The sequence below is a fragment of the Arthrobacter sp. P4_F10 genome (assembly GCF_056401435.1).
In genome coordinates, this window is the sequence record NZ_JBFUJJ010000003.1 from 171,969 (window position 1) to 198,748 (window position 26,780).

Annotated in this window: 24 protein-coding genes and 1 pseudogene; 16 read left to right on the forward strand and 9 right to left on the reverse strand. The window is 67.7% G+C overall.

Going from position 1 to position 26,780, the window contains the following annotated elements; all coding sequences use genetic code 11:
• Positions 1 to 18: 18 nt before the first annotated feature.
• The 10 genes and pseudogenes from AC1DR1_RS05635 to bcp (AC1DR1_RS05680) all read left to right on the forward strand — a co-directional run bounded on the left by AC1DR1_RS05635 (position 19) and on the right by bcp (AC1DR1_RS05680) (position 10,307).
• Complete coding sequence (locus tag AC1DR1_RS05635; protein ID WP_229995493.1) at positions 19 to 1,305, forward strand: DUF6986 family protein; 1,287 nt, start codon at positions 19 to 21, stop codon at positions 1,303 to 1,305.
• Entirely contained in the window at positions 1,302 to 2,114 is an 813-nt protein-coding gene (locus AC1DR1_RS05640) for a bifunctional allantoicase/(S)-ureidoglycine aminohydrolase (protein ID WP_229995480.1), read from the forward strand. The genes AC1DR1_RS05635 and AC1DR1_RS05640 overlap by 4 nt, the downstream gene beginning before the upstream one ends.
• Before the next feature lie 126 nt (positions 2,115 to 2,240).
• Positions 2,241 to 2,402, forward strand: a complete 162-nt coding sequence (locus AC1DR1_RS05645; RefSeq protein WP_229995479.1) for a glycine zipper domain-containing protein — start codon at positions 2,241 to 2,243, stop codon at positions 2,400 to 2,402.
• Between the two features lie 367 nt (positions 2,403 to 2,769).
• Positions 2,770 to 3,570, forward strand: a complete 801-nt coding sequence (locus AC1DR1_RS05650; protein ID WP_229995572.1) for a hydroxypyruvate isomerase family protein — start codon at positions 2,770 to 2,772, stop codon at positions 3,568 to 3,570.
• A 204-nt stretch (positions 3,571 to 3,774) separates the two neighbouring features.
• Positions 3,775 to 4,653, forward strand: a complete 879-nt coding sequence (locus AC1DR1_RS05655; RefSeq protein WP_229995573.1) for a 2-hydroxy-3-oxopropionate reductase — start codon at positions 3,775 to 3,777, stop codon at positions 4,651 to 4,653.
• Positions 4,654 to 4,760: 107 nt separating this feature from the next.
• Positions 4,761 to 6,551 carry a glyoxylate carboligase gene (gene gcl / locus AC1DR1_RS05660; RefSeq protein WP_476992307.1) on the forward strand — a complete coding sequence of 597 codons (1,791 nt, stop codon included), beginning with the start codon at positions 4,761 to 4,763 and terminating at the stop codon, positions 6,549 to 6,551.
• 1 nt (position 6,552) lies between these two features.
• A pseudogene (locus tag AC1DR1_RS05665) lies at positions 6,553 to 7,689 on the forward strand (glycerate kinase); the annotation flags it as partial.
• 66 nt (positions 7,690 to 7,755) lie between these two features.
• Positions 7,756 to 9,099 (forward strand): allantoinase AllB, encoded by a 1,344-nt coding sequence (gene allB, locus AC1DR1_RS05670; RefSeq protein ID WP_476992331.1) that lies wholly within the window; start codon positions 7,756 to 7,758, stop codon positions 9,097 to 9,099.
• The gene (locus tag AC1DR1_RS05675; RefSeq protein WP_229995577.1) at positions 9,096 to 9,782 is read left to right on the forward strand and encodes a winged helix-turn-helix domain-containing protein; all 687 of its coding nucleotides are present in this window, start codon (positions 9,096 to 9,098) and stop codon (positions 9,780 to 9,782) included. Before allB ends, AC1DR1_RS05675 begins: the two co-directional genes overlap by 4 nt.
• A 45-nt stretch (positions 9,783 to 9,827) precedes the next feature.
• Complete coding sequence (gene bcp, locus AC1DR1_RS05680) at positions 9,828 to 10,307, forward strand: thioredoxin-dependent thiol peroxidase (RefSeq protein ID WP_229995578.1); 480 nt, start codon at positions 9,828 to 9,830, stop codon at positions 10,305 to 10,307.
• A gap of 64 nt (positions 10,308 to 10,371) precedes the next feature.
• On the opposite strand, the gene AC1DR1_RS05685 is transcribed toward bcp (AC1DR1_RS05680), so the two are convergent.
• Positions 10,372 to 11,370 carry a serine hydrolase gene (locus AC1DR1_RS05685; RefSeq protein ID WP_229995579.1) on the reverse strand — a complete coding sequence of 333 codons (999 nt, stop codon included), beginning with the start codon at positions 11,368 to 11,370 and terminating at the stop codon, positions 10,372 to 10,374.
• A 173-nt stretch (positions 11,371 to 11,543) separates the two neighbouring features.
• Between AC1DR1_RS05685 and bcp (AC1DR1_RS05690) the strand changes: the two genes are divergently transcribed.
• Entirely contained in the window at positions 11,544 to 12,023 is a 480-nt protein-coding gene (bcp, locus tag AC1DR1_RS05690; protein WP_229995580.1) for a thioredoxin-dependent thiol peroxidase, read from the forward strand.
• A gap of 350 nt (positions 12,024 to 12,373) precedes the next feature.
• Here the strand turns inward: bcp (AC1DR1_RS05690) and AC1DR1_RS05695 are convergent, their stop codons facing one another.
• On the reverse strand, positions 12,374 to 13,222 hold the full coding sequence (locus AC1DR1_RS05695; RefSeq protein WP_229995581.1) for a class I SAM-dependent methyltransferase: 849 nt from the start codon (positions 13,220 to 13,222) through the stop codon (positions 12,374 to 12,376).
• Between the two features lie 90 nt (positions 13,223 to 13,312).
• Between AC1DR1_RS05695 and AC1DR1_RS05700 the strand changes: the two genes are divergently transcribed.
• The 3 genes from AC1DR1_RS05700 (at position 13,313) to purM (ending at position 16,608) form a co-directional block, all read left to right on the forward strand.
• Entirely contained in the window at positions 13,313 to 13,693 is a 381-nt protein-coding gene (locus AC1DR1_RS05700; RefSeq protein WP_229995582.1) for a hypothetical protein, read from the forward strand.
• 66 nt (positions 13,694 to 13,759) lie between these two features.
• Positions 13,760 to 15,442 (forward strand): amidophosphoribosyltransferase, encoded by a 1,683-nt coding sequence (gene purF / locus AC1DR1_RS05705; protein WP_476992308.1) that lies wholly within the window; start codon positions 13,760 to 13,762, stop codon positions 15,440 to 15,442.
• Positions 15,439 to 16,608 carry a phosphoribosylformylglycinamidine cyclo-ligase gene (purM, locus tag AC1DR1_RS05710; RefSeq protein WP_229995584.1) on the forward strand — a complete coding sequence of 390 codons (1,170 nt, stop codon included), beginning with the start codon at positions 15,439 to 15,441 and terminating at the stop codon, positions 16,606 to 16,608. Before purF ends, purM begins: the two co-directional genes overlap by 4 nt.
• Positions 16,609 to 16,692: 84 nt before the next feature.
• On the opposite strand, the gene AC1DR1_RS05715 is transcribed toward purM, so the two are convergent.
• From AC1DR1_RS05715 to AC1DR1_RS05730, 4 genes are read right to left on the reverse strand one after another with little or no spacing between them, the layout of a single operon-like run.
• The gene (locus AC1DR1_RS05715) at positions 16,693 to 17,475 is read right to left on the reverse strand and encodes an amino acid ABC transporter ATP-binding protein (protein WP_364748510.1); all 783 of its coding nucleotides are present in this window, start codon (positions 17,473 to 17,475) and stop codon (positions 16,693 to 16,695) included.
• Complete coding sequence (locus tag AC1DR1_RS05720) at positions 17,472 to 18,398, reverse strand: amino acid ABC transporter permease (RefSeq protein WP_364748513.1); 927 nt, start codon at positions 18,396 to 18,398, stop codon at positions 17,472 to 17,474. The genes AC1DR1_RS05715 and AC1DR1_RS05720 overlap by 4 nt, the downstream gene beginning before the upstream one ends.
• Positions 18,399 to 18,406: 8 nt before the next feature.
• The gene (locus AC1DR1_RS05725) at positions 18,407 to 19,348 is read right to left on the reverse strand and encodes an ABC transporter substrate-binding protein (RefSeq protein WP_476992309.1); all 942 of its coding nucleotides are present in this window, start codon (positions 19,346 to 19,348) and stop codon (positions 18,407 to 18,409) included.
• Complete coding sequence (locus AC1DR1_RS05730; protein ID WP_364748517.1) at positions 19,335 to 20,402, reverse strand: succinylglutamate desuccinylase/aspartoacylase domain-containing protein; 1,068 nt, start codon at positions 20,400 to 20,402, stop codon at positions 19,335 to 19,337. Before AC1DR1_RS05730 ends, AC1DR1_RS05725 begins: the two co-directional genes overlap by 14 nt.
• 112 nt (positions 20,403 to 20,514) lie before the next feature.
• Between AC1DR1_RS05730 and AC1DR1_RS05735 the strand changes: the two genes are divergently transcribed.
• The gene (locus tag AC1DR1_RS05735; RefSeq protein WP_364748520.1) at positions 20,515 to 21,141 is read left to right on the forward strand and encodes a GntR family transcriptional regulator; all 627 of its coding nucleotides are present in this window, start codon (positions 20,515 to 20,517) and stop codon (positions 21,139 to 21,141) included.
• Positions 21,142 to 21,218: 77 nt separating this feature from the next.
• Here the strand turns inward: AC1DR1_RS05735 and AC1DR1_RS05740 are convergent, their stop codons facing one another.
• On the reverse strand, positions 21,219 to 22,001 hold the full coding sequence (locus tag AC1DR1_RS05740) for a VOC family protein (protein ID WP_476992310.1): 783 nt from the start codon (positions 21,999 to 22,001) through the stop codon (positions 21,219 to 21,221).
• Positions 22,002 to 22,246: 245 nt separating this feature from the next.
• On the reverse strand, positions 22,247 to 22,480 hold the full coding sequence (locus tag AC1DR1_RS05745; RefSeq protein ID WP_018774150.1) for a DUF3073 domain-containing protein: 234 nt from the start codon (positions 22,478 to 22,480) through the stop codon (positions 22,247 to 22,249).
• 292 nt (positions 22,481 to 22,772) lie between these two features.
• Here AC1DR1_RS05745 and AC1DR1_RS05750 point away from each other — a divergent pair, with 292 nt between their 5' ends.
• Complete coding sequence (locus AC1DR1_RS05750) at positions 22,773 to 23,525, forward strand: septum formation family protein (protein ID WP_476992311.1); 753 nt, start codon at positions 22,773 to 22,775, stop codon at positions 23,523 to 23,525.
• A 140-nt stretch (positions 23,526 to 23,665) separates the two neighbouring features.
• Here AC1DR1_RS05750 and clpB read toward each other — a convergent pair whose 3' ends face one another.
• A complete protein-coding gene (gene clpB / locus AC1DR1_RS05755) occupies positions 23,666 to 26,323 on the reverse strand; it encodes an ATP-dependent chaperone ClpB (RefSeq protein ID WP_476992312.1) in 2,658 nt (885 codons plus the stop codon).
• Between the last annotated feature and the right edge of the window lie 457 nt (positions 26,324 to 26,780).

Genomic DNA, 26,780 nt, shown 5'->3' on the forward strand with positions numbered 1-26,780 from the left:
CCCCGAAGGCAGGGTCCGGTGACGCCGGCCCTCTCGGGGGCCGATCTCGCCCGGATCGATGCGCAGCTCGCCGACACCGACCGGCTGCTGGAGCGCAGCTACCCTGGCGATGACGGCTCCCGCCAGCCGGTGCACACCGTCTACGTCCCGGCCGACCGCTTCAGCCCGGGGTTCACCGCGGACTGGGGCGCCCAGGCCCTCGCTGCGGTGGACGCCCGCGGCGGAGTCGAAAACCTGTGCGCGCTGCAGGGCCAGGACCCCGAGCTGGCCGCCGCCGTCGCGCCGCGGGTCCGGGCCAAGCTCTCACGCGAACCGATCGAGGACCTCCGCCTGGACTTTGAGGACGGGTTCGGGGACCGGGGCGACGACGCCGAGGACGCCGCCGCTTCGGCCGCGGCATCCGCCGTGGCCACCGCGGTCGCCGCCGGGACCGCGCCGCCCTTCATCGGGATCCGCTTCAAGTGCTTCGAGGCCGCCACCCGCGCCCGGGGCCTGCGGACCCTGGATCTCTTCGTATCGCAGCTGGCCGCGGCCGGCGAACTGCCGGACGGGCTCATCCTCACCCTGCCCAAGGTCACCACGGTGGCGCAGGTGGAGGCCATGGCCTTCGCCGTGTCCCGCCTCGAGGAAGTCCACTCGCTCCCCGCGGGCCGGCTCCGCTTTGAGGTGCAGGTGGAAACGCCGCAGCTCATCCTGGGCCCGGACGGAACCTCGCCGGTGGCGCGCCTGCCGCACGCGGTGCCCGGCCGGATCAGCGGGCTGCACTACGGAACTTACGACTACTCGGCCTCGCTGCAGATCTCCGCCGAATACCAGTCCATGGAGCATCCCGTGGCGGACTTTGCCAAGGAAGTCATGCAGCTTGCCGTGGCCGGCACCGGGATCCGGCTCTCCGACGGCTCCACCAACATCATCCCGGTGGGCGAGAACGTGGAGCAGGCCTGGCAGCTCCACGGCCGCCTGGTCCGCCGCTCGCTGGAACGCGGTTACTACCAGGGCTGGGACCTCCACCCGGCCCAGCTGCCCAGCCGGTTCGCCGCAACCTATGCCTTCTACCGGCAAGGGCTCCCCGCCGCCGCTGCCCGGCTCCGCAATTACGTGGAACAAACCGCCGGCGGCGTCATGGATGAACCCGCCACCGCACGCGCCTTGGCGGCCTTCGTTCTGCGCGGCGTCCAATGCGGCGCCGTCGGTGCCGAAGAAGTCCTGGCGCTGGCCGGCGTCGGGCTCCCCCAACTCACCGCGCTGGCCCATCCCCGGCTGGCCAACACCTCCACCCCCTCAGCTAAAGGAACGCACCCATGAGCAACTATTTCTACCCCGAGGGCGGGCTTCCGCCGCAGACCCAGCTCCTCTCGGACCGGGCCATCGTCAAAGAGGCCTACACCGTCATTCCGAAGGGCGTGCTCCGGGACATCGTCACGAGCACGCTGCCCGGCTGGACCAACACCCGCTCCTGGATCATTGCCCGGCCCATCGCCGGTTTTGCCACGACGTTCTCGCAGCTGATTGTCGAGGTGGGACCGGGCGGCGGAGCGGAAAAGCCTGAGCCCGAGGCCGGCGTCGAAGGCGTCATCTTCCTGACCAAGGGCGCCCTGGCCCTGACCCTCGAGGGGGAAATCCACAAGCTGGGAGAGGGCGGCTACGCCTATCTCGCCGCCGGGGCCCAGTGGTCCGTGGCGAACGAGTCCGGGGAGATCGCCAGTTTCCAGTGGATCCGGAAGGCCTATGAGCCGCTGGACGGCTTCACGGCGAAATCCTTCGTGACCCGCGACCAGGACGTCGAACCGCGGGCCATGCCCGACACCGACGGCGCCTGGGCCACCACCCGCTTCGTGGACCCGGAGGACCTCGCCCACGACATGCACGTCAACATCGTCACGCTCAAGCCCGGCGCCTCCATCCCCTTCGCGGAAACCCACGTCATGGAACACGGGCTCTTCGTCCTGGAGGGCAAAGCCGTCTACCGGCTCAATGACGACTGGGTTGAGGTGGAGGCCGGCGACTTCATGTGGCTGCGTGCCTTCTGCCCCCAGGCCTGCTATGCCGGCGGCCCGGGCAACTTCCGGTACCTGCTGTACAAAGACGTCAACCGCCAGATCCGCCTGACCTAAGACCGATCCACCAATACCGAATACGCAGTGGAGTCCGCCCCGTCTGACGGGGCGGACTCATTCGTGGTTCCGGAGCCCGCGGCCGGGAGCCCTTGTGGCCTGGGCGTTGCTTGCTAGCCTGAGGCTGTGAAGTACGAATCCCTGTGGATCGGATTGCTCCTTGGCGCGGCCTTCGGCTTCGCCATCGGAGCCGCCACCGCCGACAAACCGTTCACGGGCATGTTGATCGGCCTTGCGGTCGGCGCACTCGTGGGCCTGGGCGTCCGGAAGGACCCCAGGAAGCGGTAGGGATGCCCTTCGCCGGGATCAGACGGTTCCCGGCGGGGCAGTCACCCAATGCCGGCCCCCTGACCTGAAACGGCCCGCGCCGTGAAATGCCCGGGCACCAAAGCTGTGCCCGCCGCGCGAGGACCCCACAGTCCCAAGGCGCCGCCCAGACGCGCAGCCCGGCCCTTCCCCGACGCACCCCCATTGACTCTCCACCCCTTGACTCCCCTGCCCCAACTTCTCTACACTTTTCATAAAGCAGAATCTAAATTCCACCAAGCGGAAACCATGCAGGAACTAAGCAGGCAACGAAGTGGAATTAGTAATCGGATCTGCAAGGCAAAGACGCCCGGGATCCAGCTCCCGCCCACACCGGAAGGAACCCACAATGACGTACACCGTGAACTGCTCCATCCTCCTGACGGAGCTCCCCCTCTGGGAACGCCCGGCCGCCGCGAAGGCCGCCGGTTTTGACGCCGTCGAATTCTGGTGGCCCTTCGAAACCTCCGTCCCCACCGACGCCGAGGTTGCCCGGTTTGAGAACGCCATCACCGACGCCGGCGTGCAGCTCACGGGCCTGAACTTCAACGCGGGCGACATGCCCGGCGGGGACCGCGGCCTCGTATCCTGGCCCGCGCGCTCCACCGAATTCCAGGACAACATCGACGTCGTCGCCGGCATCGGTGAGCGCCTCGGCTGCAAGGCCTTCAACGCCCTCTACGGCAACCGCATTGACGGCGAATCCGCCGAGCAGCAGGACGCCATTGGCGCCGAAAACCTCGCGACGGCGGCCGCAGGCATCGCCCGCATCGGCGGCACGGTGCTCCTGGAACCCGTCAGCGGCGCCCCCAAGTACCCGTTGCTCACGGCCCAGGACGCCCTCGACGTCATCGCCCGGGTCAAGCAGGAATCCGGCGCCAGGAACATCAAGCTCCTCGCCGACTTCTACCACCTGGCAGTGAACGGTGACGACGTCGCCGCCGTCATCGAAAAGCACGCCAAGGACTTCGGCCACATCCAGATCGCCGACAACCCCGGCCGCGGGGCTCCCGGAACCGGGCAGCTTCCCCTCGGCGAATGGATCGCCCGCAGCCGCGCACTCGGCTACGAGGGCTACATCGGCCTCGAATACAAGGAACCGGCGGAGACCGCATTCAGCTGGGCCATCCGCCAGCGCGTCTCGCAGTAGTCCCCACCGGCACCCTGACCTCGCAAGCTCGGCCAGGGAACCCGGCCGGCGTGGGCCCACCCACCGGCACCCTGACCTCGCAAGCTCGGCCAGGGAACCCGGCCGGCGTGGGCCCACCCACCGGCAGCACCCGCACCCACCAGCCGCGGCACAGAAGCACACCTGCGCTAAAACGCATAAAAAGACTTCAGAAAGAGAACCACAATGAGCAACATCGCAGTCATCGGACTCGGCATCATGGGCCTGCCCATGGCCATCAACCTCGTCAAGGCCGGCCACACGGTCACAGGCTTCAACCGCAGTCAGGACAAGACCGACAAACTGGTCTCCGAAGGGGGCCGGGGCGCCGGCAGCATCGCGGAGGCCGTCAAGGGCGCCGACACCGTCATCACCATGGTGCCGGACTCCCCGGACGTCGAAGGCGTGGTCAGCGGCCCCAACGGCGTCTTCGCCAACGCCAAGCCGGGCGCCCTGTGGATCGATGCCAGCAGCATCCGCCCCGACGTCGCCAAGCGCCTCGCCGACGACGCCAGGGCCGCCGGAATCCGTCCCCTCGACGCCCCGGTCTCCGGCGGGGAACAAGGCGCCATCGACGCCGCGCTCTCCATCATGGTGGGCGGCCACGCCGCCGACTTCGAGACCGCCCAGGATGTCCTGGCCGCCGTGGGCAAGACCATCGTCCATGTGGGGCCCTCCGGCTCCGGCCAGACCGTCAAGGCAGCCAACCAGCTGATCGTGGCCGTCAACATTGAAGTCCTCGGCGAGGCGATCGCCTTCCTCGAGGCCTACGGCGTGGACACGGACGCCGCCCTCAAGGTCCTCGGCGGCGGCCTGGCCGGGTCCAAGGTCCTGGAGCAGAAGGGCCAGAAGATGCTGGACCGCAACTTCGACCCCGGCTTCCGCCTGGCCCTGCACCACAAGGACCTCGGCATCGTCACCTCCGCGGCCCGCGAGGCCAACGTCGCCGTCCCCCTCGGCGCCGTCGTCGCGCAGCTCGTCGCCGCCACCGTCAACCAGGGCGACGGCGGCCTGGATCACTCCGGCCTCTTCAAGCAGGTCCTCCAGCTCAGCGGCCGGAAGTAAACCGCCGGCCAGGCGCCGGTCACCACCTGAACCCAGCCTCCCGACGTCGTCAATGACGACGCCGGCACCTCAAGCACACCCAAAAACAGACTTTCAAGGAGCACACCATGACGAAGATGCGCACCGTAGACGCAGCCGTCGCCATCCTGGAAAAGGAGGGCGCCACCGAGGCGTTCGGCCTGCCAGGCGCGGCGATCAACCCGTTCTATTCGGCCATGAGGGCCCACGGCGGCATCCGCCACACCCTGGCCCGCCACGTTGAAGGCGCCAGTCACATGGCTGACGGCTACAGCCGGGCCAAGGACGGCAACATCGGCATCTGCATCGGCACATCCGGCCCCGCGGGCACGGACATGATCACCGGCCTGTACGCGGCCTGGGCCGATTCCATCCCGATGCTCTGCATCACCGGCCAGGCACCCGTTGCCAAGCTGCACAAGGAGGATTTCCAGGCCGTGGACATCGAGTCCATCGCCAAGCCCGTCACCAAGCTGGCCATGACCATCCTGGAGCCAGGCCAGGTTCCCGGCGCCTTCCAGAAGGCTTTCCAGCTGATGCGCTCCGGCCGCCCAGGCCCGGTCCTGCTGGACCTGCCGATCGACGTGCAGATGGCCGAGATCGAATTCGACATCGACACTTATGAGCCCCTGCCCGTGGAGAAGCCCAAGGCCAGCCGGAAGCAGCTGGAAAAGGCACTGGACATGCTCACCGCCGGCGAGCGCCCGGTGATCGTGGCCGGCGGCGGCATCATCAATGCCGGTGCCTCCGGGCAGCTGGTGGAGCTGGCCGAGCTGCTGAACGTCCCCGTGATCCCCACCCTGATGGGCTGGGGCGCTATCCCGGATGACCACGAACTGATGGCAGGCATGGTGGGCCTGCAGACTTCCCACCGTTACGGCAACGAGAACTTCCTGCGCAGCGACTTCGTGATCGGCATCGGCAACCGCTGGGCCAACCGCCACACCGGCGGGCTGGACACCTACACCGCCGGCCGCAAGTTCGTGCACATCGACATCGAGCCCACCCAAATCGGCCGCGTGTTCTCCCCGGACTTCGGCATCGCCTCCGACGCCGCTGCCGCCGTGGACGGGCTGCTGGAACTGGCCCGGGAACGCCGCGCCGCCGGGTCGCTGCCGGACTACACCGCCTGGGTTGCCGAATGCTCCGGACGCAAAGCCACGCTGCACCGCAAGACCCACTTCGACAACGTGCCGATCAAGCCCCAGCGCGTGTACGAGGAAATGAACAGGGCGTTCGGCAAGGACACCACTTACGTGTCCACGATCGGACTGTCGCAGATCGCCGGCGCCCAGATGCTGCACGTGTTCGGCCCCCGCAAGTGGATCAACGCCGGACAGGCCGGCCCGCTGGGCTGGACCGCCCCCGCCGCGCTGGGCGTGGTCCGCGGCAAGCCGGACCAGAGCGTTGTTGCCCTGTCCGGTGACTACGACTTCCAGTTCATGATCGAAGAACTGGCCGTGGGCGCGCAGTTCAACCTGCCGTACATCCACGTGGTGGTCAACAACTCCTACCTCGGCCTGATCCGCCAGTCCCAGCGGGGGTTCAACATGGAACAAAACGTGTCCTTGGCGTTCGAGAACATCAACTCCACCGAACTCTCTGCAACCGCAAGAGGCTACGGAGTGGACCACATCAAGGTGGCGGAGGGCCTGGGCTGCAAGGCCATCCGGGTGGAAAACCCGGAGGACCTTCCTGCCGCGTTCGACAAGGCCAAGGCATTCATGGGCGAGTTCAAGGTTCCGGTGGTGGTGGAGGTCATCCTGGAAAAGGTCACCAACATCTCCATGGGCACCGAGATCAACGCCGTCAACGAGTTCGAGGCCCTGGCCGAGACCGCCGGGGACGCCCCCACCGCCATCCTGGCCCTGCAGGCCTGAGATGCGGGTGGTCATTGCGCCGGACAAGTTCAAAGGCTCGCTCTCGGCCCCGGACGTCGCCCGGCACCTGGAAGCGGGGCTGCACGCGGCCGCCCGCGACAGCGGACAGATCAGTAATCTGGAGGTACTGCGGATTCCCGTGGCCGACGGCGGCGAGGGCACCCTCGATGCCGCCGTCGGCTCCGGCTTCACCCGCCGAAGCGCCGTCGTCAGCGGCCCCACCGGCGCGCCGCTCCGGGCAGAGTTCGCGCTCCGCGGCCGCGAGGCGGTCATTGAGATGGCCGCCGCGTCCGGCCTGGCCGTCCTGCCGGACGGCGTCAAGGACGCCAAACGCGCCACCAGCCTGGGCACCGGCGAACTGATCCGGGCAGCGCTCGACGCCGGATGCCGGCAGATCATTTTGGGCGTCGGCGGCAGCGCCAACACCGACGGCGGCGCCGGGGTCCTGCAGGGACTCGGCGCCAGGTTCCTCGACGCCCACGGCAACGAGCTGCCGCCCGGCGGCGCGGCCCTGGCCAGGCTGGACTGGATCGACTTCTCCGGCTTCGAATCCCGCCTGGACGGGGCACGCTTCGTGCTCGCCAGCGACGTGGACAACCCGCTGCTCGGCGCCCAAGGTGCCGCGGCGATCTTCGGCCCGCAAAAGGGCGCCACGGCGGAGGACGTAACTGCCCTCGACGCCGCCCTGGCCCACTTCGTGGACGTGCTCGCGGCCGAAATCGGGCCCCGCGCACGGAAGGCCGCGGACGCGCCGGGCGCCGGGGCAGCCGGCGGCGTGGGCTACGCCGCGATCGCCGTATTGGCCGCGACCCGCCGGCCGGGCATCGACGTCGTCCTTGAATTCACCGGGCTGGCCGACCGGCTGGCCGGCGCGGACCTGGTGATCACCGGCGAAGGCAGCCTCGACGAACAGACCCTGCTGGGCAAAACTCCGGTGGGCGTTGCCCGGGCCGCCCGCCGCGCCGGGGTTCCGGTAGTCGCTGTCTGCGGCCGGTCCGTCCTGACCGGGGAGCAGATCAGCAGTTCCGGGTTCCTCGCGGTCCACGCTTTGACGGAGCTGGAAAGCAATGTAGACACATGTATAGCCGAGGCCGCTCCTCTGCTGGAGCGCCTCGGACGGCAACTCGGCGAGCAATTGACCAACGCGGGCACCCCGTCCCGGGTGCCCGCGCCCTGGACAGTGCTCCTGGAAAGGAGACCCTCCGTGTCTGAAGAAACCTACGACGTCGTCTTCCGCGGGCGGCAGGTGCTGACCACGGCCGGCCTCGCCGCGCGGGAAGTCGGCATCCGCGACGGCGTGATTACCGCGATCGCGCCGCTGGGCGACGGCCTCCCCGGCCGTGAAGTCATCGAGCTCGCCGACGACGAAACCCTCCTGCCAGGCCTGGTGGACACCCACGTGCACGTCAACGAGCCCGGCCGCACCGAGTGGGAGGGCTTCGCTTCCGCCACCCGGGCGGCAGCGGCCGGCGGCGTCACCACGATCATCGACATGCCGTTGAACAGCATCCCACCCACCACTACGGTGGCGGCCCTGAAACTCAAACGCGAGGTAGCAGAGGACCAGGTGTTCGTGGACGTCGGTTTCTGGGGCGGAGCCATCCCGGGCAATAAGCACGAACTGCGGCCGCTGCACGACGAGGGTGTCTTCGGCTTCAAATGCTTCCTGCTGCACTCCGGTGTGGACGAGTTCCCGCACCTGGAAGCGGACGAGATGGAAGTGGACATGGCAGAGCTGAAATCCTTCGACTCGCTCATGATCGTCCACGCCGAGGACGCCCACGCGATCGATCACGCACCCCACCCGGGCGGCGACCGCTACGCGATGTTCCTCGCGTCCCGCCCGCGCGGGGCCGAGAACAAGGCCGTCGCCGAGGTCATCGAACGGGCCCGCCGGACCGGCGCCCGCGCCCACATCCTGCACCTGTCCTCCTCCGATGCGCTCCCCTTGATCGCGACCGCCAAGCGCGACGGCGTTCGCCTCACGGTCGAAACCTGCCCGCACTACCTGACGCTGACGGCCGAGGAAATCCCGAACGGCGCCACAGCCTACAAGTGCTGCCCGCCGATCCGCGAAGCCTCCAACCGCGAACTGCTGTGGGCCGGGCTGCAGGACGGCACCATCGACTGCATCGTCTCGGACCACTCCCCGTCCACCCTGGATTTGAAGGACCTGGAAAACGGGGACTTCGCCGTGGCCTGGGGCGGGGTCTCCTCGCTGCAGCTGGGCCTGTCGCTGATCTGGACCGAGGCCCGGCACCGCGGCATCCCGCTGGAGCAGGTTCTCTCGTGGATGGCGGCCAGGCCGGCCCAGCTCGCCGGCCTGGCCAACAAGGGCCAGCTGGCGGTGGGGTACGACGCCGATCTCTCCGTGTTTGCCCCGGACGAGGCGTACGTCGTGGACGCCTCCAAGCTCAAGCACAAGAACCCCATCACCCCGTACGACGGGAAGGCGCTTTCCGGCGTCGTCCGGCAGACCTATCTCCGCGGCACCCTGATCGACGGCCGGACTCCGAACGGCAAGCTGATCCGCCGCGGCGACGTATGAGCCAGGCAGCCGTGGCCGGCACCGCACGCGCCGTTCACGGACGGGCCAGGCGCAACGGACAGCCGCGGCAGGCCGGCCTCGCGGCGAAGGGACTGGCTGTCTGGATCACCGTGCCGGACAACGCCGACCTTGACCCGGCCTGTCTGGCCCGGGCGGCCGAACTCGTGCTTGGCCGCGCCCTAAGAAGTGCCCCGGAGGCGGAAGTCCACTTTAGGCCCGCCGCCGGAGCCGCAACGTCCGCCGTCGTCCGATCCCCTGGAGAAGACGGCGCCCTGCCGGGAACCCCGACCGGGGATCCCGCCGGGGACGGCACTCCGGACGACGACGGCGGGGCGGGCCCGGCGCCCGCCCCCGGCAGCATCAGCCGGCTCGCCGTCGACCTCGCGGCCGGGGACGCAAGGCTCGATGGCGAGCGGGTGCCCCTGACGGATCTGGAGTTCACCCTCCTGAGGTGCCTTGTGCAGAACTGCTCCCGCACGGTCAGCCGGGAGGAACTGCAGCATTGCCTCGACGCGTTCGACACCCCTGGCGCGGCAACCCGGTCCATCGACGTTTACGTCGGCCGGTTGCGCCGGAAACTCAAGGGCTGCCGGCACGCCGTCGTCACCGTCCGCAGCGGCGGCTACCGCTTCGTCCCCGGTCCGCGGGCGACCGTGCGCGGACCGGCGGAATACAGCATCTGAGGTCCGCTGCCACAACCATCCCGACCCTCGATCGAAGGAAACTGCATGCAATCCATCGTCACCACCAAACTGCGGGCTGGCACTCCAGCACCCGGGTTCACGCTGCCCGATGCTGCGGGCCGCCGGATTTCACTGGCCGATTACCGCGGCAAAAGCGTCATTGTCTATTTCTATCCGCGCGCCGCCACGCCCGGCTGCACCACCGAGGCCTGCGACTTCCGCGACAGCCTTGCTGCCCTCCGGGGCGCAGGCTACGAGGTCCTGGGCATCTCGTCCGACGCCCGTGAGGCCCTCTCCGCCTTCGCCGCCGAGCACGCGCTGACGTTCCCCCTGCTCGCCGACGAGGACCACGCTGTGGCCCTCGCGTACGGGGCCTGGGGCGAGAAGCTGGTGGAGGGCGAGGTCCGCGAAGGAACGGTCCGGTCCACCGTGGTTGTCGGTCCCGACGGCAACGTGGTCCTGGCGCAATACCAGGTCAGCCCGCAGGGCCACGTGCGGGCGCTGCGGGAGGAACTCGGCATTTAGGGCACCGGATTTAGCGTTCCGGACGTCTGCGGGCGGCCCCTGACACGCTCGTCCCAGAGGCGGCCTAGAAGAGGGCGCCCGCCACCGCCTGCGTCAGCTGATGGATCACCTCGGTGCGTTCCGGGACGTCGCTCAGGTCCTGGCCCTTGGTATAGATCACCAGGGCGTAGGCGGTGCCGTCCCGGATGAGGATGCCGGCGTCGTGCAGTTCACCGCCCAGGAGCCCGTACTTGTGGAAGACCGTGATCCCTTCCGGCACTGCGGCGGGAATGAGTGATTCGTAGTTGGTGTCCTGCATATAGGACAGCAGCTGGGCTGTGTCCCCGGCATTCAGGAGCGTCCCGGAGTAGACGCGGGAGACGATTGTCGCCATTTCCGCCGGGGTCAGTGTATTGATTTTCGGGTCATAGCTCACGCCCAGCGACGCCGCATACTCGGTCAACTGCTCGTGGCCCACGGCATCCATGATCAGCGACCACGAGTCGTTGTCGCTCTGCTGGATCATCTCGCGGAGCTGGAATCCGGCGGTGTAGTTCCCCAACGGGTCATCGAGGCTGGCCGCCCCGGTTTCGACCAGGTGGTAGTAGGCCGCCGCGGCCAGGACTTTGGCAGTGCTCGCGGCCACGAACTTCTCCCGGACCCCGTATTCGTGGACGTCCGCGGAGCCGGCGCCCTGGGAGAGGTCGACCAGCGCCACGCCGATCTGGTACTGGCTGTTGGCATCGAGAATGGCCTGGATGCGCGTGTCCAGTGCCGCGTCCACCGCGCCCGCAGCCGGGGCGGATGCCTGGGCAGATGCATCGGGACTGGCTGACGGCGACGCGCTGGCCTCCGCTGTGGTCGTGGCAGACGGCGCAGCCGACGCAGCCGACGTTGTCGTGAGATTCGCCGCCGTCGAGCGGGCTTGCGCAAAGGAATAGATACCTGCAGCCAGGACGACCGCCAGCACCGCGGCACAGGCCGCCCCCATCAGGGCCCGTGCCCGGCCGGTCCCTCGACGGGGCCCGCGGCCGGGAGTGCGCCGGAATCCGAATCGTCGCTGCTGTGGATTTTGCTGTTCCATAATGACTTCAATCTAGCTACGGCAGCTATGCCGGAGCTATGAAAAAGCTGTCAGGCCCGAGCCCGCCAAAGCCGCCCCGGAAGGGTCCTTGATAGGCTCAGGCGGCGGAATACAGCCTCGGTCCACGATGTTGTGCATCACAGACCCATTGTCCACTCCCCCGAAGGATCATCATGAGCGCAAACACGACCGTCAAGCTTCAGCCCGGCACCCCGGCCCCGGATTTCACCCTGCCGGACGCCGAAGGCAAGCCGGTTGCCCTGGCCGATTACCGCGGCAAGAACGTCATTGTGTACTTCTACCCRCAGGCCGCGACCCCCGGCTGCACCACCGAGGCCTGCGACTTCCGCGACAACCTCGCGTCCCTGCAGGGCTCAGGCTACGAGGTCCTGGGCATCTCCCCCGACGCCCCCGAGGCCCTGGCCCACTTCACCGGCGACTTCGCGCTGACCTTCCCGCTCCTGGCCGACGAGGACCACACTGTCGCCCTGGCATACGGCGCCTGGGGCGAGAAGCTGGTCCAAGGCGAGGTCACGGAGGGCATCGTCCGCTCCACCGTAGTGCTGGACCCCGAGGGCAAGGTGACGCTGGCGCAGTACCAGGTCAAGGCCCAGGGCCATGTTGCGTCGCTGAAGGAAGCGCTGGGCGTCTGACCCGCTGATCGTCTGACGCTGGAGTGCTCCCCCGGTGTCGGAGCGCTCGTCCGGCGTCGCCCGACTGGGTGCACCCGCGTGCCCTGACGTGGGCCGTACCTGTTTCCGCGGCGGTTTCGGACCCTCGCTGCTGAATCGGATACATGCAGCGAGGATCCGGGGCGCGCCCGTCCGATAGCTGGGCGCGTGCCTGAAACTGCCGCGGAAAAGTTCTCCACACCCGGCCCGCGGGTGGTTGTCCGGCCCAGCGTGGCGGACCACCATCGGGGCATGGAACTACCTCGGTTGCAGCGCGGGTCCTCGGTGCGCCCGTCCGAAAACGCCGCGAATACCCGCCCCGTCCCGCCGAGCTACACCTTGGTTCCCGCCACCACCGTGGCGGTGGACCGGAGCCGGATCGCGCCGTCGTGCTCGTAGCGGCCCAACAACGCGAACACATCCGAGCGGATCAGGGCCCGCGACTCCTCATCCGCCTTAGCCAGCCCCATCGCCACGGTGGTGGCGATGTCGGTCATGAACTCCCAGTAGCTCTCGGGGGATTCGTGCACCAGGTCGGTGCTGACTTGGCGCTCGCTCACCTCTGCCAGCCCGGCGTCCTTGAACATCCGGGTCATGAACCCGGTTGGTGCGCAGCGGAACAGACCTGGAGTGCCCGCGGGCGGGATGGGCAGTTCCCGGTGCCGGGCGATCGTGCCCAGGATCAGGCTGGCCCAGGGATTTGCCGCCGCGCGCCCCCAGACGACGGCGCCGACGCGGGCACCGGGTTGGGCGGTGCGCGCCATCTCTGCCATGGCCGCGGACATCACCGGAAAGAACATCAGCCCGAAGCGGCAGTACACGGCGTCGAACGTGCTGTCCCCGAAGGGCATGGCTGCGGCGTCGCACACCTCAAAGTCCAGGTTGGTCAGGCCCCAGGCCGATGCCTTCTCCTCGGCCACGCGGAGCATTCCCGCCGAAATGTCGGCCAGGACCACCCTGCCCTCCGACACTCGCTTGGCCACGGTGAGTCCAGGTTCCCCCGTGCCTGCCGCGACATCCAGCACCCGGGAGTCGGGGCGCAGCGGCAACTCCTCGAGCAATGCCTCCCCGAACGGAGCCTGCCAGCCGAGCAGCTCAGCGTCCCATTTGTTCCAGCCCGCCGAGAACTCATTCCAGATTATGCGCTGCTGGTCGCGAATGCGGGCGGCTGAGGCTAACATGGCCGTTCCTTAGCTCGTCTGTACGTAGCCCCTAGTCTGCTCCGGGAACCGGGCCCCGGCAATGAGTCCAAGGGCAGTACGCTTAATGGCATGTCTTCCCACGAAACCCCCGGCACAGCAGGCACCGACCCCCAGCGGGAGCCGGCCCAGGGCAGCGTTCCGGAGCGCCGCGAGGTGACCGTCCGCCGGGCGCCGAAATATGTGCCCTTCCTGATCCTGGGCGGGCTCGTGGGCGTGGCCGCCGCGGCCGTGATCGCCTACGCTTTCCCCGGTGACGCGAGCTACGACCGCGGCTCGGTCTTCGGCTTCTTCATGGTCCTTTGCGCGGCCGGCGGCGTCATCCTGGGTGCCGCGACAGCCCTGGTGCTGGACCGGATGAGCGTCCGCCGCGCCGAGCACGCCGTCGTCGAGTCCGCAACGGACGCACCGGAGACTCCGGATACCTCGGACGACGACGAGAACCGCGCCTGAGCAGGCCGGCAGGTCATAAAACGGCCGCCGGAAAAGTCTTAGCGCACATCGTGAGATAATCGACCAGTGGCACGCGGCGATGGAAAACTTTCTCATGATCTTCTCCCAGGCGAAAAAGGCCCTCAGGACGCATGCGGCGTCTTCGGGGTCTGGGCACCCGGTGAAGAAGTAGCAAAACTCACCTACTACGGGCTGTATGCACTGCAGCACCGCGGTCAGGAGTCGGCTGGCATTGCAACCAGCGACGGCAAGCGGATTAACGTCTACAAGGACATGGGACTCGTTTCCCAGGTCTTCGACGAGACCACGCTGAACACCCTGACCGGGCACCTGGCCGTCGGCCACTGCCGCTATTCCACTACCGGTGCGAGCCACTGGGCCAACGCCCAGCCCACCCTGGGCGCGACGTCCACGGCCACCGTGGCCCTGGCCCACAACGGCAACCTGACCAACACGGCCGAGCTCAAGGCGATGATCGAGGACCGCAACGGCGGAAACCTCAGCGGCGAGATGAAGCAGGGCAACACCTCGGACACCGCCCTGGTCACCGCACTCCTGGAGGGCGAAGAGGGCAAGTCCCTCGAGCAGACCGCCATGGAGCTGCTGCCCAAGATCAAGGGCGGCTTCTGCTTCGTCTTCATGGATGAGGGCACCCTCTACGCGGCCCGCGACACCTACGGGATCCGCCCGCTCTGCCTGGGCCGGCTGGAACGCGGCTGGGTGGTTGCCTCCGAGCAGTCCGCCCTCGCCACTGTCGGCGCCAGCTTCATCCGCGAAATCGAACCCGGCGAGTTCATCGCGATCGACGAGGACGGCGTCCGCTCGCAGCGCTTCGCCGAGGCGACGCCGGCCGGCTGCGTTTTCGAGTACGTTTACCTTGCCCGCCCGGACGCCTCCATCGCGGGCCGCTCGGTGTACGAATCCCGTGTGGAAATGGGCCGCCAGCTGGCCCGCGAAAACACCCAGGAAGCGGACATCGTCATCCCGGTGCCGGAATCGGGCACCCCCGCGGCCGTAGGCTACGCCGAGGAATCCGGTATCCCCTTCGCGCACGGCTTCGTCAAGAACTCCTACGTGGGCCGCACGTTCATCCAGCCTTCGCAGACGCTGCGCCAGCTCGGCATCCGGCTCAAGCTCAACGCCCTCGAATCCGTGATCCGCGGCAAGCGTGTTGTGGTGGTGGATGACTCGATCGTCCGCGGCAACACCCAGCGCGCCATCGTGCGGATGCTCCGGGAAGCCGGCGCCGCAAGCGTCCACATCAAGATTTCCTCCCCGCCGGTCAAGTGGCCCTGCTTCTACGGCATCGACTTCRCCTCCCGGGCGGAACTGATCGCCAACGGCGCCACCATCGATGAAATCACCCAGGCCATCGGCGCCGACTCACTCGCCTACATTTCCGAAGACGGCATGATCGACGCCACCCGGCAGCCGCGCGAGCGCCTCTGCACCGCCTGCTTCACCGGCAAGTACCCGATCGAGCTGCCCGGGGCGGACAAGCTCGGCAAGAACCTGCTCGAACGCACGGACCTCGGCGGACTTCCCTCTGCTTCCGCCACGGCTGCGTCCGGCACGGCGCCGTCCGCGGCTTCCGCGGCGCCCGACGCCGAACCCGGCACCGAAATCTCCGACGACCCGGCCGAGAAGGCCGGCGCCACCGGCTGCGATCCGGGGCCGGATTCCGAATTCGAAGAACTGCTCACCGATGCCGACCGCGTCACCACAGCCGACAAGAAAGAGCCAGTATGACTTCCGCCTCCCCGGCCGCTGACATGAACGCCGCCCAGAACGCCGGCATCACCTACGCCTCCGCCGGCGTCGACGTCGAAGCGGGAGACCGCGCCGTCGAACTCATGAAGGACGCCGTCAAGGCCACCCACAACGCCTCGGTGATCGGCGGCGTCGGCGGGTTCGCAGGCCTCTATGACGTCTCCCGGCTGCTCACGTACAAGCGCCCGCTGCTGGCCACCTCCACCGACGGCGTCGGCACCAAGGTGGCAATCGCCCAGGCCATGGACATCCACGACACCATCGGCTTCGACCTCGTCGGCATGGTGGTGGACGACATCGTCGTCGTGGGCGCCGAGCCGCTCTACATGACCGACTACATCGCCTGCGGCAAGGTGGTCCCGGAGCGGATCGCCGACATCGTCCGCGGCATCGCGGCCGCCTGCTCGGTCGCCGGCACCGCCCTGGTGGGCGGCGAAACCGCCGAGCACCCGGGCCTGCTGGGCGAACACGAGTATGACGTCGCCGGTGCCGCCACCGGTGTTGTCGAGGCCGATGCTCTGCTGGGCCCGGACCGTGTCCGCGCCGGGGACGTGGTGATCGGCATGGCCTCCTCCGGCCTGCACTCCAACGGCTACTCCCTGGTCCGCCGCGTCATCAACCACGCCGGCTGGGCCCTGGACCGCCAGGTCTCCGAACTCGGCCGCACCCTGGGCGAGGAGCTCCTCGAGCCCACCCGCGTCTACGCCGCGGACTGCCTGGACCTGGCACGCACCTTCCCGGTCAACGGCTCCGCGGCCGGCAAGGCCGTCCACGGCTTCAGCCACGTGACCGGCGGCGGCCTCGCCGCCAACCTCGCCCGGGTCCTCCCGCAGGGCCTGCTGGCCACCGTGGACCGCTCCACCTGGGAACTCCCGGCCATCTTCAAGCTGGTCTCCGAACTCGGCAACGTCCCGCTGGCCGATCTGGAGCGCACCCTGAACCTGGGCGTCGGCATGGTCGCCATCGTGTCGCCGGAAGCAGCCGACGCCGCCGTCAACCGGCTCAACGACCGCGGCCTGCCGTCCTGGGTCATGGGCACGGTCGAGGTGAACTCGGACTCCATCGTCAAGACGGGCCCGGACTACGTCCAGGGCGCCAAGGGCGTCGACGGCGGCGCCGTCCGGCTGGTCAACGCCTACGCCTAGACCGCCTGCCCCGACGTCGAGTGCTCCCCACCGGCCGTTTTGAGTCCTGAAAACGGCAGGTGCGGAGCACTCGATGGTTAAGGCCTAGAGCACAGCGGACAGGAAGGCTCGCGTCCGTTCGTTCTGCGGATGGTTGATGACCGCTTCGGCGGGGCCTTCCTCAAGGATCCGGCCACCGTGCATGAACACCACGCGGTCGGCCACATCCCGAGCAAACCCTATTTCATGCGTGACAACGATCATGGTCATGCCGGTCCGGGCAAGGTCCTTCATAACACGAAGGACTTCACCGACGAGTTCCGGATCAAGGGCGGATGTGGGCTCGTCAAAGAGCATCAGTTTCGGTTCCATGCAGAGCGCGCGGGCAATCGCCACGCGCTGCTGCTGCCCGCCCGAGAGGTGCCGGGGGTAGGCCTGCGCCTTCTCGGCCAGTCCCACTTTTTCCAGGAGCCCGAGCGCCCGACTCCGGACCTCGTCCTTGCGCTGTTTGAGCACCCTCACCGGCGCCTCCATGAGGTTTTCCAGGACTGTCATGTGCGGGAAGAGGTTGAAGTGTTGGAAAACCATGCCGATGTCGCTCCGGTCCACGCAGATCTCATTGTGGGACTGCTCGTGCAGCTTGTGGCCCTTGAGCCGGTAGCCCACCACACGGTCCTCCACCCGGAGCAGGCCGCCGTCGATCTTTTCCAGATGGTTCACGCACCGCAGGAAGGTACTCTTTCCCGATCCGGAGGCGCCGATGATGCACACCACTTCACCGCGCCGGACATCAAGATCGATGCCTTTGAGGACCTCGTTGTTGCCAAAGCTCTTACGGACGCCCTCGGCCCGCACCAGCGGCCTTGGCTCTGCTATCTCGGTGGTCATGATTGGCTGCCCCTTCCTGAGGCTTGCGGGGAGTGGATCCTGAAGAAACGCCGCAGGCGTTCGGCGGCCGACGGCGGCACGGACCGGGACGTACCGCGGGAGAACCGCCGCTCCACGTATCCCTGGCCCACACTGAACACGGTGGTGACGATGATGTACCAGATGCTGGCCACGAGCAGCAGCGGCACCACCTGGAGATTCTTGGAATAGATGATCTGGGCCGAATACAGCAGTTCCGGGACCGCGATGACGCTGACCAGCGAGGTCATCTTCAGCATGCCGATGAACTCGTTACCGGTGGGCGGGATGATCACGCGCATCGCCTGCGGCAGAATCACCCGGAACAGGGTCTGGAGGCGGGACATGCCCAGCGCCCCCGCCGCCTCGCCTTGCCCCTGGTCGATGGACTGGATGCCGGCCCGGACAATTTCCGACATGTAGGCCGCTTCGTTGAGCCCCAGGCCCAGGATTGCCGCGGCCAGGGGTGTGATGAGCTGGTTGGCATCCAAGCTGACGCCCGGGATGCCGAACGTGATTTCCGGGTACAGAGCTGAGAGATTGAACCAGAACAGCAGCTGGACCAGCACCGGGGTGCCGCGGAAAACCGTCACGTACATACCGGCCGAGCCCTTGACCACCGGGTTGGCGGAGAGCTGCATCACGGCCAGAACGACGCCCAGGGCGACGCCGCCCGCCATGCAGACGACGGTCAGCATCAGCGTGATGCCAATGCCGTTGACGATTGTGGTGTCCCGGAAGTACAGGGCCACCTTGTCCCAGCCAAAGCGCGGGTTCGTCACAGCCGAGATAAGGAACAGAACGACGACGGCGGTGACCGCCGCTGCAGCGACCCAGCGCCACGGGTGCCGGGCCGTCACCACGGTGTACTCTCCCCTGGTGCTGGTGGTCTTTGAAAGGCTCATGGTGCCGCTCATCGGGAGGCACCCGCGCCGACCTGGTCCGCGCTGACCTTCACGGAATCGGGGATGCCGTACTTGGCGTTGATTGACGTGTACGTGTCGCTGGCCACGAGCGGCTCGACAGCGGCCACGACGGCCTTGGTCAGCGGCGAGTCCTTCGGCAAGGCGATGCCCACAGCCGTGGGATCCCAGCCGGCGCCGGGGGCGAGCTCGAAGGAGCCTCCGGAGAGTTTGCTGGCGTAGGCCATGCCGATATCGCCGGACAGGACGCCGTCCACGCGGCCGGAGGTGAGGGCCAGGTTGGCCTCGTGCTGGGAGGGGAAGAGCTGGATGTCGATCGCGGACTGGCCCGCATCCGTGCACTGCTTCGAGAACGCCGGCAGTGTTTCGATGCCCTGGGAGGTTCCCTTCTCGCCGCCGATCCTGGTGCCGCACAGCGTCATGGCATCAAGGGCGAGATTCTTCGGGTTGCCCTGCTTGACGGCCAGGCCCGAGCCGCTGTTCATGTAGGTGGCGAAGTCGGCGTTCTTTTTCCGTTCTGCGGTGACATTGAATCCGGAGATCCCGACGTCATATTTATGCGATCCGACCCCGGGGAGGATGGTGTCAAAGGTGGCCGGGACCATCCGGGCTTCCAGCCCAAGGGTCTCCCCAAGTGCCTTGGCGAAGTCGGCGTCCCATCCCGTCACTGTCTTGTTGTCCTCAGCGTAGAACTCGTAGGGCGGGAACGTGGGGTCCGTCCCCACCAAGAGCGTTCCCTTGGACCTGACCTCCGCGGGCAGCAGATCCGCGGCTGCCTGGTTGAGCGGCGCGGCGGCTATGGCACCGCCCTGCCCGGGCAAGGGCTGCGCGGCGGCGCTTCCGGCGTCGAGGGACGCGTTGGTGCAGCCGCTCAGCCCGACAAGGGCTGCGAGCAGCAAAGTGCCGGTGGTCATGAAATTACGATGTGACATAGTTGCCTTCCGGGTGGGTGGTTCCGTGGTCAACGGCGATGTTGACCAGCGTGGTGCCGACGTTGACGGGGGCCGGATGCCGAACGATGGCAACCACCCCGTCTATGGGTGCGAAGAATTCCTTGGCCGGGCGGTCGAGTTCCTCCACTGAATGAACCCTGGCCACGCGGTCCCCCGCCGCGACTCGTTGCCCCAGTTCAACGGTGGGTTCGAAGAGCCCGGCCATAGTGGAGTTCACCGGGGACTGCGGCGTGAGCTCCACCCACTGGACCGTGGATTGGAGCGGGGATTGGGCCGGTGGCCGTTCCGGGGATCGTTCCGCGGGCGGATCGCCCGGGAGAAGTCCCCAGTGGCCCAGGAGCGACCGGAGTCCCGTCCGTGCGCGCTCCAGGATCTGCAGCGAAACCGTCCCCCTGCCGCCCAGTTCGGTGGAGATCATGGGGACGCCGGCCCGGTCGGCGGCGCCGCTGATGGAACCGGATTTGAGCATGGGCTGCACCACGACGGAATACGGCACGTTGAAGGCAGCCACGGCTGCGGTCTTTTGTGCCCAAAGTTCCGGCGTGGGTCCGTGGTAGACGAAGGCCGAGGGCACGTATTCCGAGGCGATTCCGCCGGAATGGATGTCCATGACGAAATCCGCCAGCGGGATGAGGTCCTCGGCCACGATGGAAGCTATCTGCTGTGCCGGACCCCCGGCGGCGTTGCCCGGAAGGGACCTGTTGAGGTTCACCCCGTCCACGCTGGCAACGCGGCGTCCTTCCCGGACGGCGGCGATATTCAACGCGGGCAGGACAATCAGGCGACCGCTGACTTCCGCCGGGTCCATGCACCGAATGAGCTCCTGCAGCAGGATCTGCCCCTCGTACTCGTCGCCGTGGGTGCCGGCGATCAGAAGGACCGTTGGCCCGGCCCCGCCGCTCAGGACGGCGATGGGGGACGGGATGACGGCGGCGTCGTGGGCGTTGTCTGAATGTTCGATCTCCAGATAGCCGAGCTGCCTGCCTGTGGCAAGGAAATCGACACCGGGGATTCGGGGAATGTGCAGGGGCATGGGCTGACTTTCAGCTAGGCTGGGAAGGATTGGATTCACTGTATACAGTGAATACTGTGATGTAAAGCACGTAGACTTGATGAATTCGTGGGATCAGAAGGGGATGAGGCGAATGGCTGCGCAAGTTGCCAAGAAGATGCGGCCGTTGAGCGAGCAGGTCTACGACCGGATCAGCGATGAGATCGTCAACGGCGTGGTTGAGCCGGGCGCTCCACTGGTCCAGGAGCAGCTGGCGGACGAATACGGGGTTTCCCGCACCCCGATCCGCGACGCGCTGAACCGGCTGGTGCACGAAGGCCTGGCGACGCTGGTACCCGGAGCCGGATACTTCGCGACGACGCTCACGCCGTCAAACGTTGCCGAGGTCTATGAAGTCCGCAAGGCACTGGAGATCATGGCCATCCGGCAGTGCGGCGCCAAGTACACGCCACTGGATCTGGCCCGGCTGGAGCTGCTGATCGCCGAGGGATCCGCCAGCGCCGACGCGGAGGCGCTGTTCATCGCAACCCGGGGCTTTCATTTGAGCCTGGCCGCACCGTGCCCGAATAGATTCCTTCTGACCACTCTCGAATCCGTCTGGGACAACCCCGTCCAGCGCCTGATCAGCCGGTCCTATCCGCTGGATGATGCCAAGCTGGCCCGCGTTGCGGATTCGCACAGGAAAATTCTGGCCGCCGCGCGGGCCGGCGACCCGGAAGCCCTGATTCCGCTGCTGGACCTCTGTCACGAAAAGGACTGAGGACCTAAACCTCATCGAGTGCTCCAAAACGGCCCCCTAGCAGCGCCAAAAGGGCTGTTTTGGAGCAATCGATCTGTTTAGACCTCCAGCAGGCTGAAGACGCCGCCCTGCGGGTCCTTGAGTGTGGCGATGGTGCCGGCTTCCTCGACCTCGTCCGGTTCGATCAGCACGACGCCGCCCGCGGACACAGCGGCCTGCACCGCCGCCGCGACGTCGGAGACGCCGAAATAGACCTGCCACCCCGGCTCGAGGGTCTCCTGCGCATCGCCGGGAACCCGGGCGATGCCGGCCACTTCGGCGCCGCCCACCATGAGCGTGGTGTAGGTGCCGCCGTCGTCCTGGGGGTATTCGGTCACCTCGTGCCCGAAAAGCTGCTGGAAGAAGCCGACGGCGGCCTGCGGCTCGGGTGTGAGGAGCTCGGCCCAGGCCAAGGTGCCCGCCTCATGGCTCCGGCCGGCCCCGAAGTGGCTGCCCGCCTGCCAGGCCCCAGTGGTGCCGCCGCCGGGCGGGGCGAAGAAGACCATGACGCCGGTGCCACCGATCGCCTCGGGGCCGAATTCAAGCTGCCCGGGGGAATGGGCCAGTTCCCCGGCCAGGTCCCGGGCGTCCTCGACCGCGAAATATACGTTCCACCGGCCCGGTCTGCCGGCGGCTTCCTGCTCGGGGGTCTGCGGCGCGAGCACGGTAACCAAAGCGTCGCCGAGGAAGGCTTTCGCGTAGCTGCGTCCGTCCGGGGTGGGCAGATCCTCGTACCGCCAGCCGAAAACCTCCGCGTAGAAGGCCTTCGCCGCCTCCACATCGCTGGTCTGGAGGTCCGTCCAGCAGAGCTCGCCCTCAGCGAATTCTGTGCGCATGGTCATGGCAGTCCTTCCGGGCATCGGGGTCGCGTCCGGGAAAATCCGGCACCAACAACCTAGCCCGCGGCCCCGTCGGAGACAACTGCGCCGGCGAAACCATGGCGAAACGACGCGGGCAGACGGTACGGGCACAAGAGAGGCCGCCGGCCACACCCAAAACAGGTGTGGCCGGCGGCCTGAAAATCTTTGGCTGGCACAGCAGTGCCGGAAGGATCCCCCCGGGGAGAACTGCCGGAAGGAAGCGTCGACTAACCTATGCGACGGGAATCTACCTCGTCGTCGTCGTCTTCCACATCGTCCGCGTACTTATCCACATACGCTGAATAATCCGGTTCGACCGGGTCATCCGCGAAGTGGCTCGTGGCACGACTTCCCGGGCCCGTGAGCTCGCGCTGAAGGGCCGAATAGTCAGTGTTCGGGGAGTAGTACTTGATGTCCCGAGCCTGCTTGGTAGCTTTTGCCTTTTGACGGCCGCGCCCCATGGCGTGACCCCCTTTTGTACTTGGACCGGAGGTGGTCACCTTTGGCGATCGGTGAGGCCCCGGAATGTTTGGTCAATTTGTCGTACACCTAGATTACATGCTTTCGGCGTCAACTGCTCGCCGGCGTGCGCCTTGTGGACAGTGTGGCGCGTCCCGGAACGGCGGCCGCGCCCACCGGCACATGCGCCGTGCCGCGCATCTTCGATAGAGTTTCGTGATGTGCGCCCAGAAAAGGGCCGCGACGCCGGACTTCCAGCTCCGGCAAAGACGCACGGAAGTGGTGAATTTCTCAGTGACTGAAGAGAATCCAAGATACGACGCCGGGTCCATCCCGCCGCCGCCTTCGAGGCCGCCGACGTCCACCCTGCCCGTCATTACCGCCGACCCCGCACGGGCCACGAATCGCTCGGCGGCACCTGCTGCGGCGAAGCCCACGGGCCTCACCTACGCCGGCATCGTGAGCGTGCTCTCCCGGCGAGCGCGTCCCCTGGCGCGCCGGATCCGCCTGCAAGGGCCCATGCGGCTCGGCGTGGCCGCGGCCGTACTCGTCGCGCTTGGGCTTTTGGTCTGGTGGGCGGTGGCCGCATTTGCAGGCAACGGCCAGCCCTCCCCGGAAAGCGGCAGCCCGGCCCCGGCAGCTTCGTCGGCGTCGGCCCCGGCCCCGGCCCCGGCCCCGGCCAGCCGCGGTGCCTTGCCGCTGGAAGGCGTCAGCCCCATGGATTTCCAGTTGCGGGATTGCTTCAAGGACTTCGATCCGGATGCGCAACAGTCCACCGTCGTGGACTGCGCCACAGGTCACTCGGCGCAGCTGGTCGCCGTGGAGAAGTACGGGGCAGATGAGTCCTACCCCGGCCGGGAACAGCTCAAGCAGAAAGCGCGCAATGCCTGCAAGGAAGCACCGCTGACGGACAAGGCGGGAGATTACGACCTGAGCTACAAGCTGGCCTACCCGAGCTCGCGCAGCTGGGACAAGGGCGACCGCCGGGTCGACTGCTACGCCGTGACGGACACCGGAAACGTCATCATGGAGTCCCTGCTGCCCTAACCTTGCCCGGCTTTACTGCACTGGATTAGCGCATGGCCGTAGCCCGCCGGCATGGCGCACGGCTTTAGACCAGTTAGCCCGCCGGCAGCCGGGACGGGCCCGGCTGCCGGCGGCACTTAGCGCGCTCTAGCCGCCGGCGCCTATTCCTTGCGCCGGACCGAGAGCCCGGTGCCGGTGGCCGCGCCGCCGTCGGGCAGACCGCTGCCCTCCAGCCCGCCCATGGTGAGTTCCATCAGGTCCGGCGCGGTGTCCACCAGGACGGTGTCGCCGTCGGTGATTTCGCCGGCCAGGATGGCCTTTGCCAGCCGGTCGCCGATCTCGCGCTGCACCAAGCGGCGCAGCGGCCGGGCGCCGTACGCGGGATCGAAGCCGGACACGGCCAGCCAGGCGCGGGCGCCCTCGGTCACTTCGAGGTTCAGCCGGCGGCCCTTGAGCCGCTCGCCGAGCTCCTTGACCTGCAGTTCCACGATCTGGGACAGTTCCTCCACGGTCAGGGGATCGAACAGCACCACCTCATCGAGCCGGTTCAGGAATTCCGGTTTGAAGGAGGCGTTCACCATGGYCATGACGGCGTTCTTCTTGGCCGCGGCGTCGAGGCCGGGGTCCACCAGGAACTGGCTGCCCAGGTTCGAGGTGAGCACCAGGATCACGTTGCGGAAGTCGACGGTGCGGCCCTGACCGTCGGTGAGCCGTCCATCGTCGAGCACCTGAAGGAGGATGTCGAAGACCTCCGGGTGCGCCTTTTCCACCTCATCCAGCAGCAGGACCGAGTACGGGCGCCGCCGCACGGCCTCGGTGAGCTGGCCGCCCTCCTCGTAGCCGACGTACCCGGGGGGCGCCCCGACGAGCCGGGCCACGGAGTGCTTCTCCGAATATTCGGACATGTCGATCCGCACCATTGCGCGCTCGTCGTCGAAGAGGAAGTCCGCGAGGGACTTGGCGAGCTCGGTCTTGCCGACGCCGGTGGGGCCGAGGAACAGGAACGAGCCGGTGGGCCGGTTGGGGTCGCTGATCCCGGCGCGGGCGCGGCGTACGGCGTCGGAGACCGCGGCGACGGCCTTCTGCTGGCCGATCAGCCGCTCACCCAGGACGTGCTCCATGTTCAGCAGCTTCTGGCTCTCGCCCTGCAGCATGCGCCCCGCGGGGATGCCGGTCCAGGCCGAAATAACCTCCGCGATGTCATCGGCGGTGACCTCATCGGCCACCATCTGCCTCGATTTATCGGGCACGGCCGCCTCGGCCTCGGCGGCGGCGTTCAGTTCCCGCTCCAGGGACGGGATCTCGCCGTAGAGGATTCTGGACGCCGTCTCCAGGTCCCCCTCGCGCTGGGCTTTGTCGGCGGCGGAGCGGAACTCGTCGAGCTTGGCCCGCAGGTCGCCCACCCGGTTCAGGCCCGCTTTCTCGGCCTCCCAGCGGGCGTTCAGGCCCGCGAGCTCCTCCTTCTTGTCCGCCATGTCCGCGCGCAGGGCCGCAAGGCGTTCCACCGAGGCGGGGTCGGTCTCGCCGGCAAGGGCCAGTTCCTCCATGGTCAGGCGGTCCACCTGTCGGCGCAGCTGGTCGATCTCCTCCGGGGCGGAATCGATTTCCATGCGCAGCCGGGACGCGGCCTCGTCCACGAGGTCGATGGCCTTATCCGGCAGCTGCCGGCCGGAGATGTACCGGTTGGAGAGGGTCGCGGCCGCCACGAGGGCGGAGTCGGAGATGGACACCTTGTGGTGGGCCTCGTAGCGTTCCTTGAGGCCACGCAGAATGCCGATGGTGTCCTCAACGCTGGGCTCGCCCACGTAGACCTGCTGGAACCGGCGCTCCAGGGCGGGGTCCTTTTCGATGTTCTCGCGGTACTCGTCCAGCGTGGTCGCCCCGATCAGCCGCAGCTCGCCGCGGGCCAGCATGGGTTTGAGCATGTTGCCGGCGTCCATGGAGCTGTCCCCCGTGGCTCCGGCGCCCACCACCGTGTGGAGTTCGTCGATGAACGTGACGATCTGCCCCTCGGAGCCCTTGATTTCCTCCAGGACAGCCTTGAGCCGCTCCTCGAATTCGCCGCGGTACTTCGCCCCGGCCACCATCGAGGCGAGGTCCAGCGCGATCAGGGTCTTGCCGCGCAGGCTTTCGGGCACGTCGCCTTCCACGATCCGCTGGGCGAGGCCCTCGACGACGGCGGTCTTGCCGACGCCGGGCTCGCCGATAATAACGGGGTTGTTCTTGGTGCGGCGGCTCAGGACCTGGATGATGCGCCGGATCTCGGCATCGCGGCCAATCACCGGGTCCAGCTTGCCCGAGCGGGCCACCGCCGTGAGGTCCGTGCCGTACTTCTCCAGCGCCTGGAACGCGTTCTCCGGGTCCGCGTTGTCCACTTTGCGGTCGCCACGGACGCCCGGCAGGGCGGCCAGCAGCGCCTCATGGGAGGCGCCGGCCTCGCGCAGGAGCTTCCCGACGCCGTCGCTCCCGGCAGCAAGGCCCAGCAGCAAATGTTCGGTGGAGACGAAAGTGTCCCCGAGGCGCTCGGCCTCGTTCTGGGCATTCTTGATCGTCTGCAGCCCGGCCCGGGACAACTGCGCCTGCTGCACGCTGCTCCCGGACGACGACGGAAGCGCCTTGATGGCGGTGCTCGCCTGGACGCTGACGGCGTCCGGATCTGCGCCGGTGGCCCGGAGCAGTGCGACGGCGACGCCCTCCCGCTGGTCCATGAGCGCTTTGAGCAGGTGGGCGGGCTCGAGCTGCGGATTACCCGCGGTCGAGGCGTTCATGGCGGCGGCAGCGAGAGCCTCCTGGCTCTTGGTGGTGAATTTGGCGTCCAAAGAGGGCTCCTTCCGGAATGGTCCTGTGTCAAAGTTGAGTCTACATCGCTCAACTTTGCCATGAGGGACGCTGGCTCCATGTTTGCCGAGAGCGAAACGCCTGTCTAGGGGCCGAATGCCCGCGGGCCGGGGCGGTCCGCGGGCATCCCTCCTCGGCCCGCTCCGGCCCGGAAGGCCCCGGCCCGGAAGGGACATGCCCTCCTGTCGGCCCAAGGACTGGACATAGTCCCAATATGTCCACAGCCCGGGTCCAGGGCTGGGCATGTCCCCTCGACCTGGTCTCGAACGATGGGCATGTCCCCTCGACCTGGTCGCGAACGATGGGCGTGTCCCCTCGACCTGGGCGCGACCACTGGACATGCCCTCTGCTGGCACACACAGCAGGACATGCCCCCCGCCGCCAGAAGCGACCGCCGGACATGCCCTCCGTTGGCACGCACCGGTGGGCATACTCCCC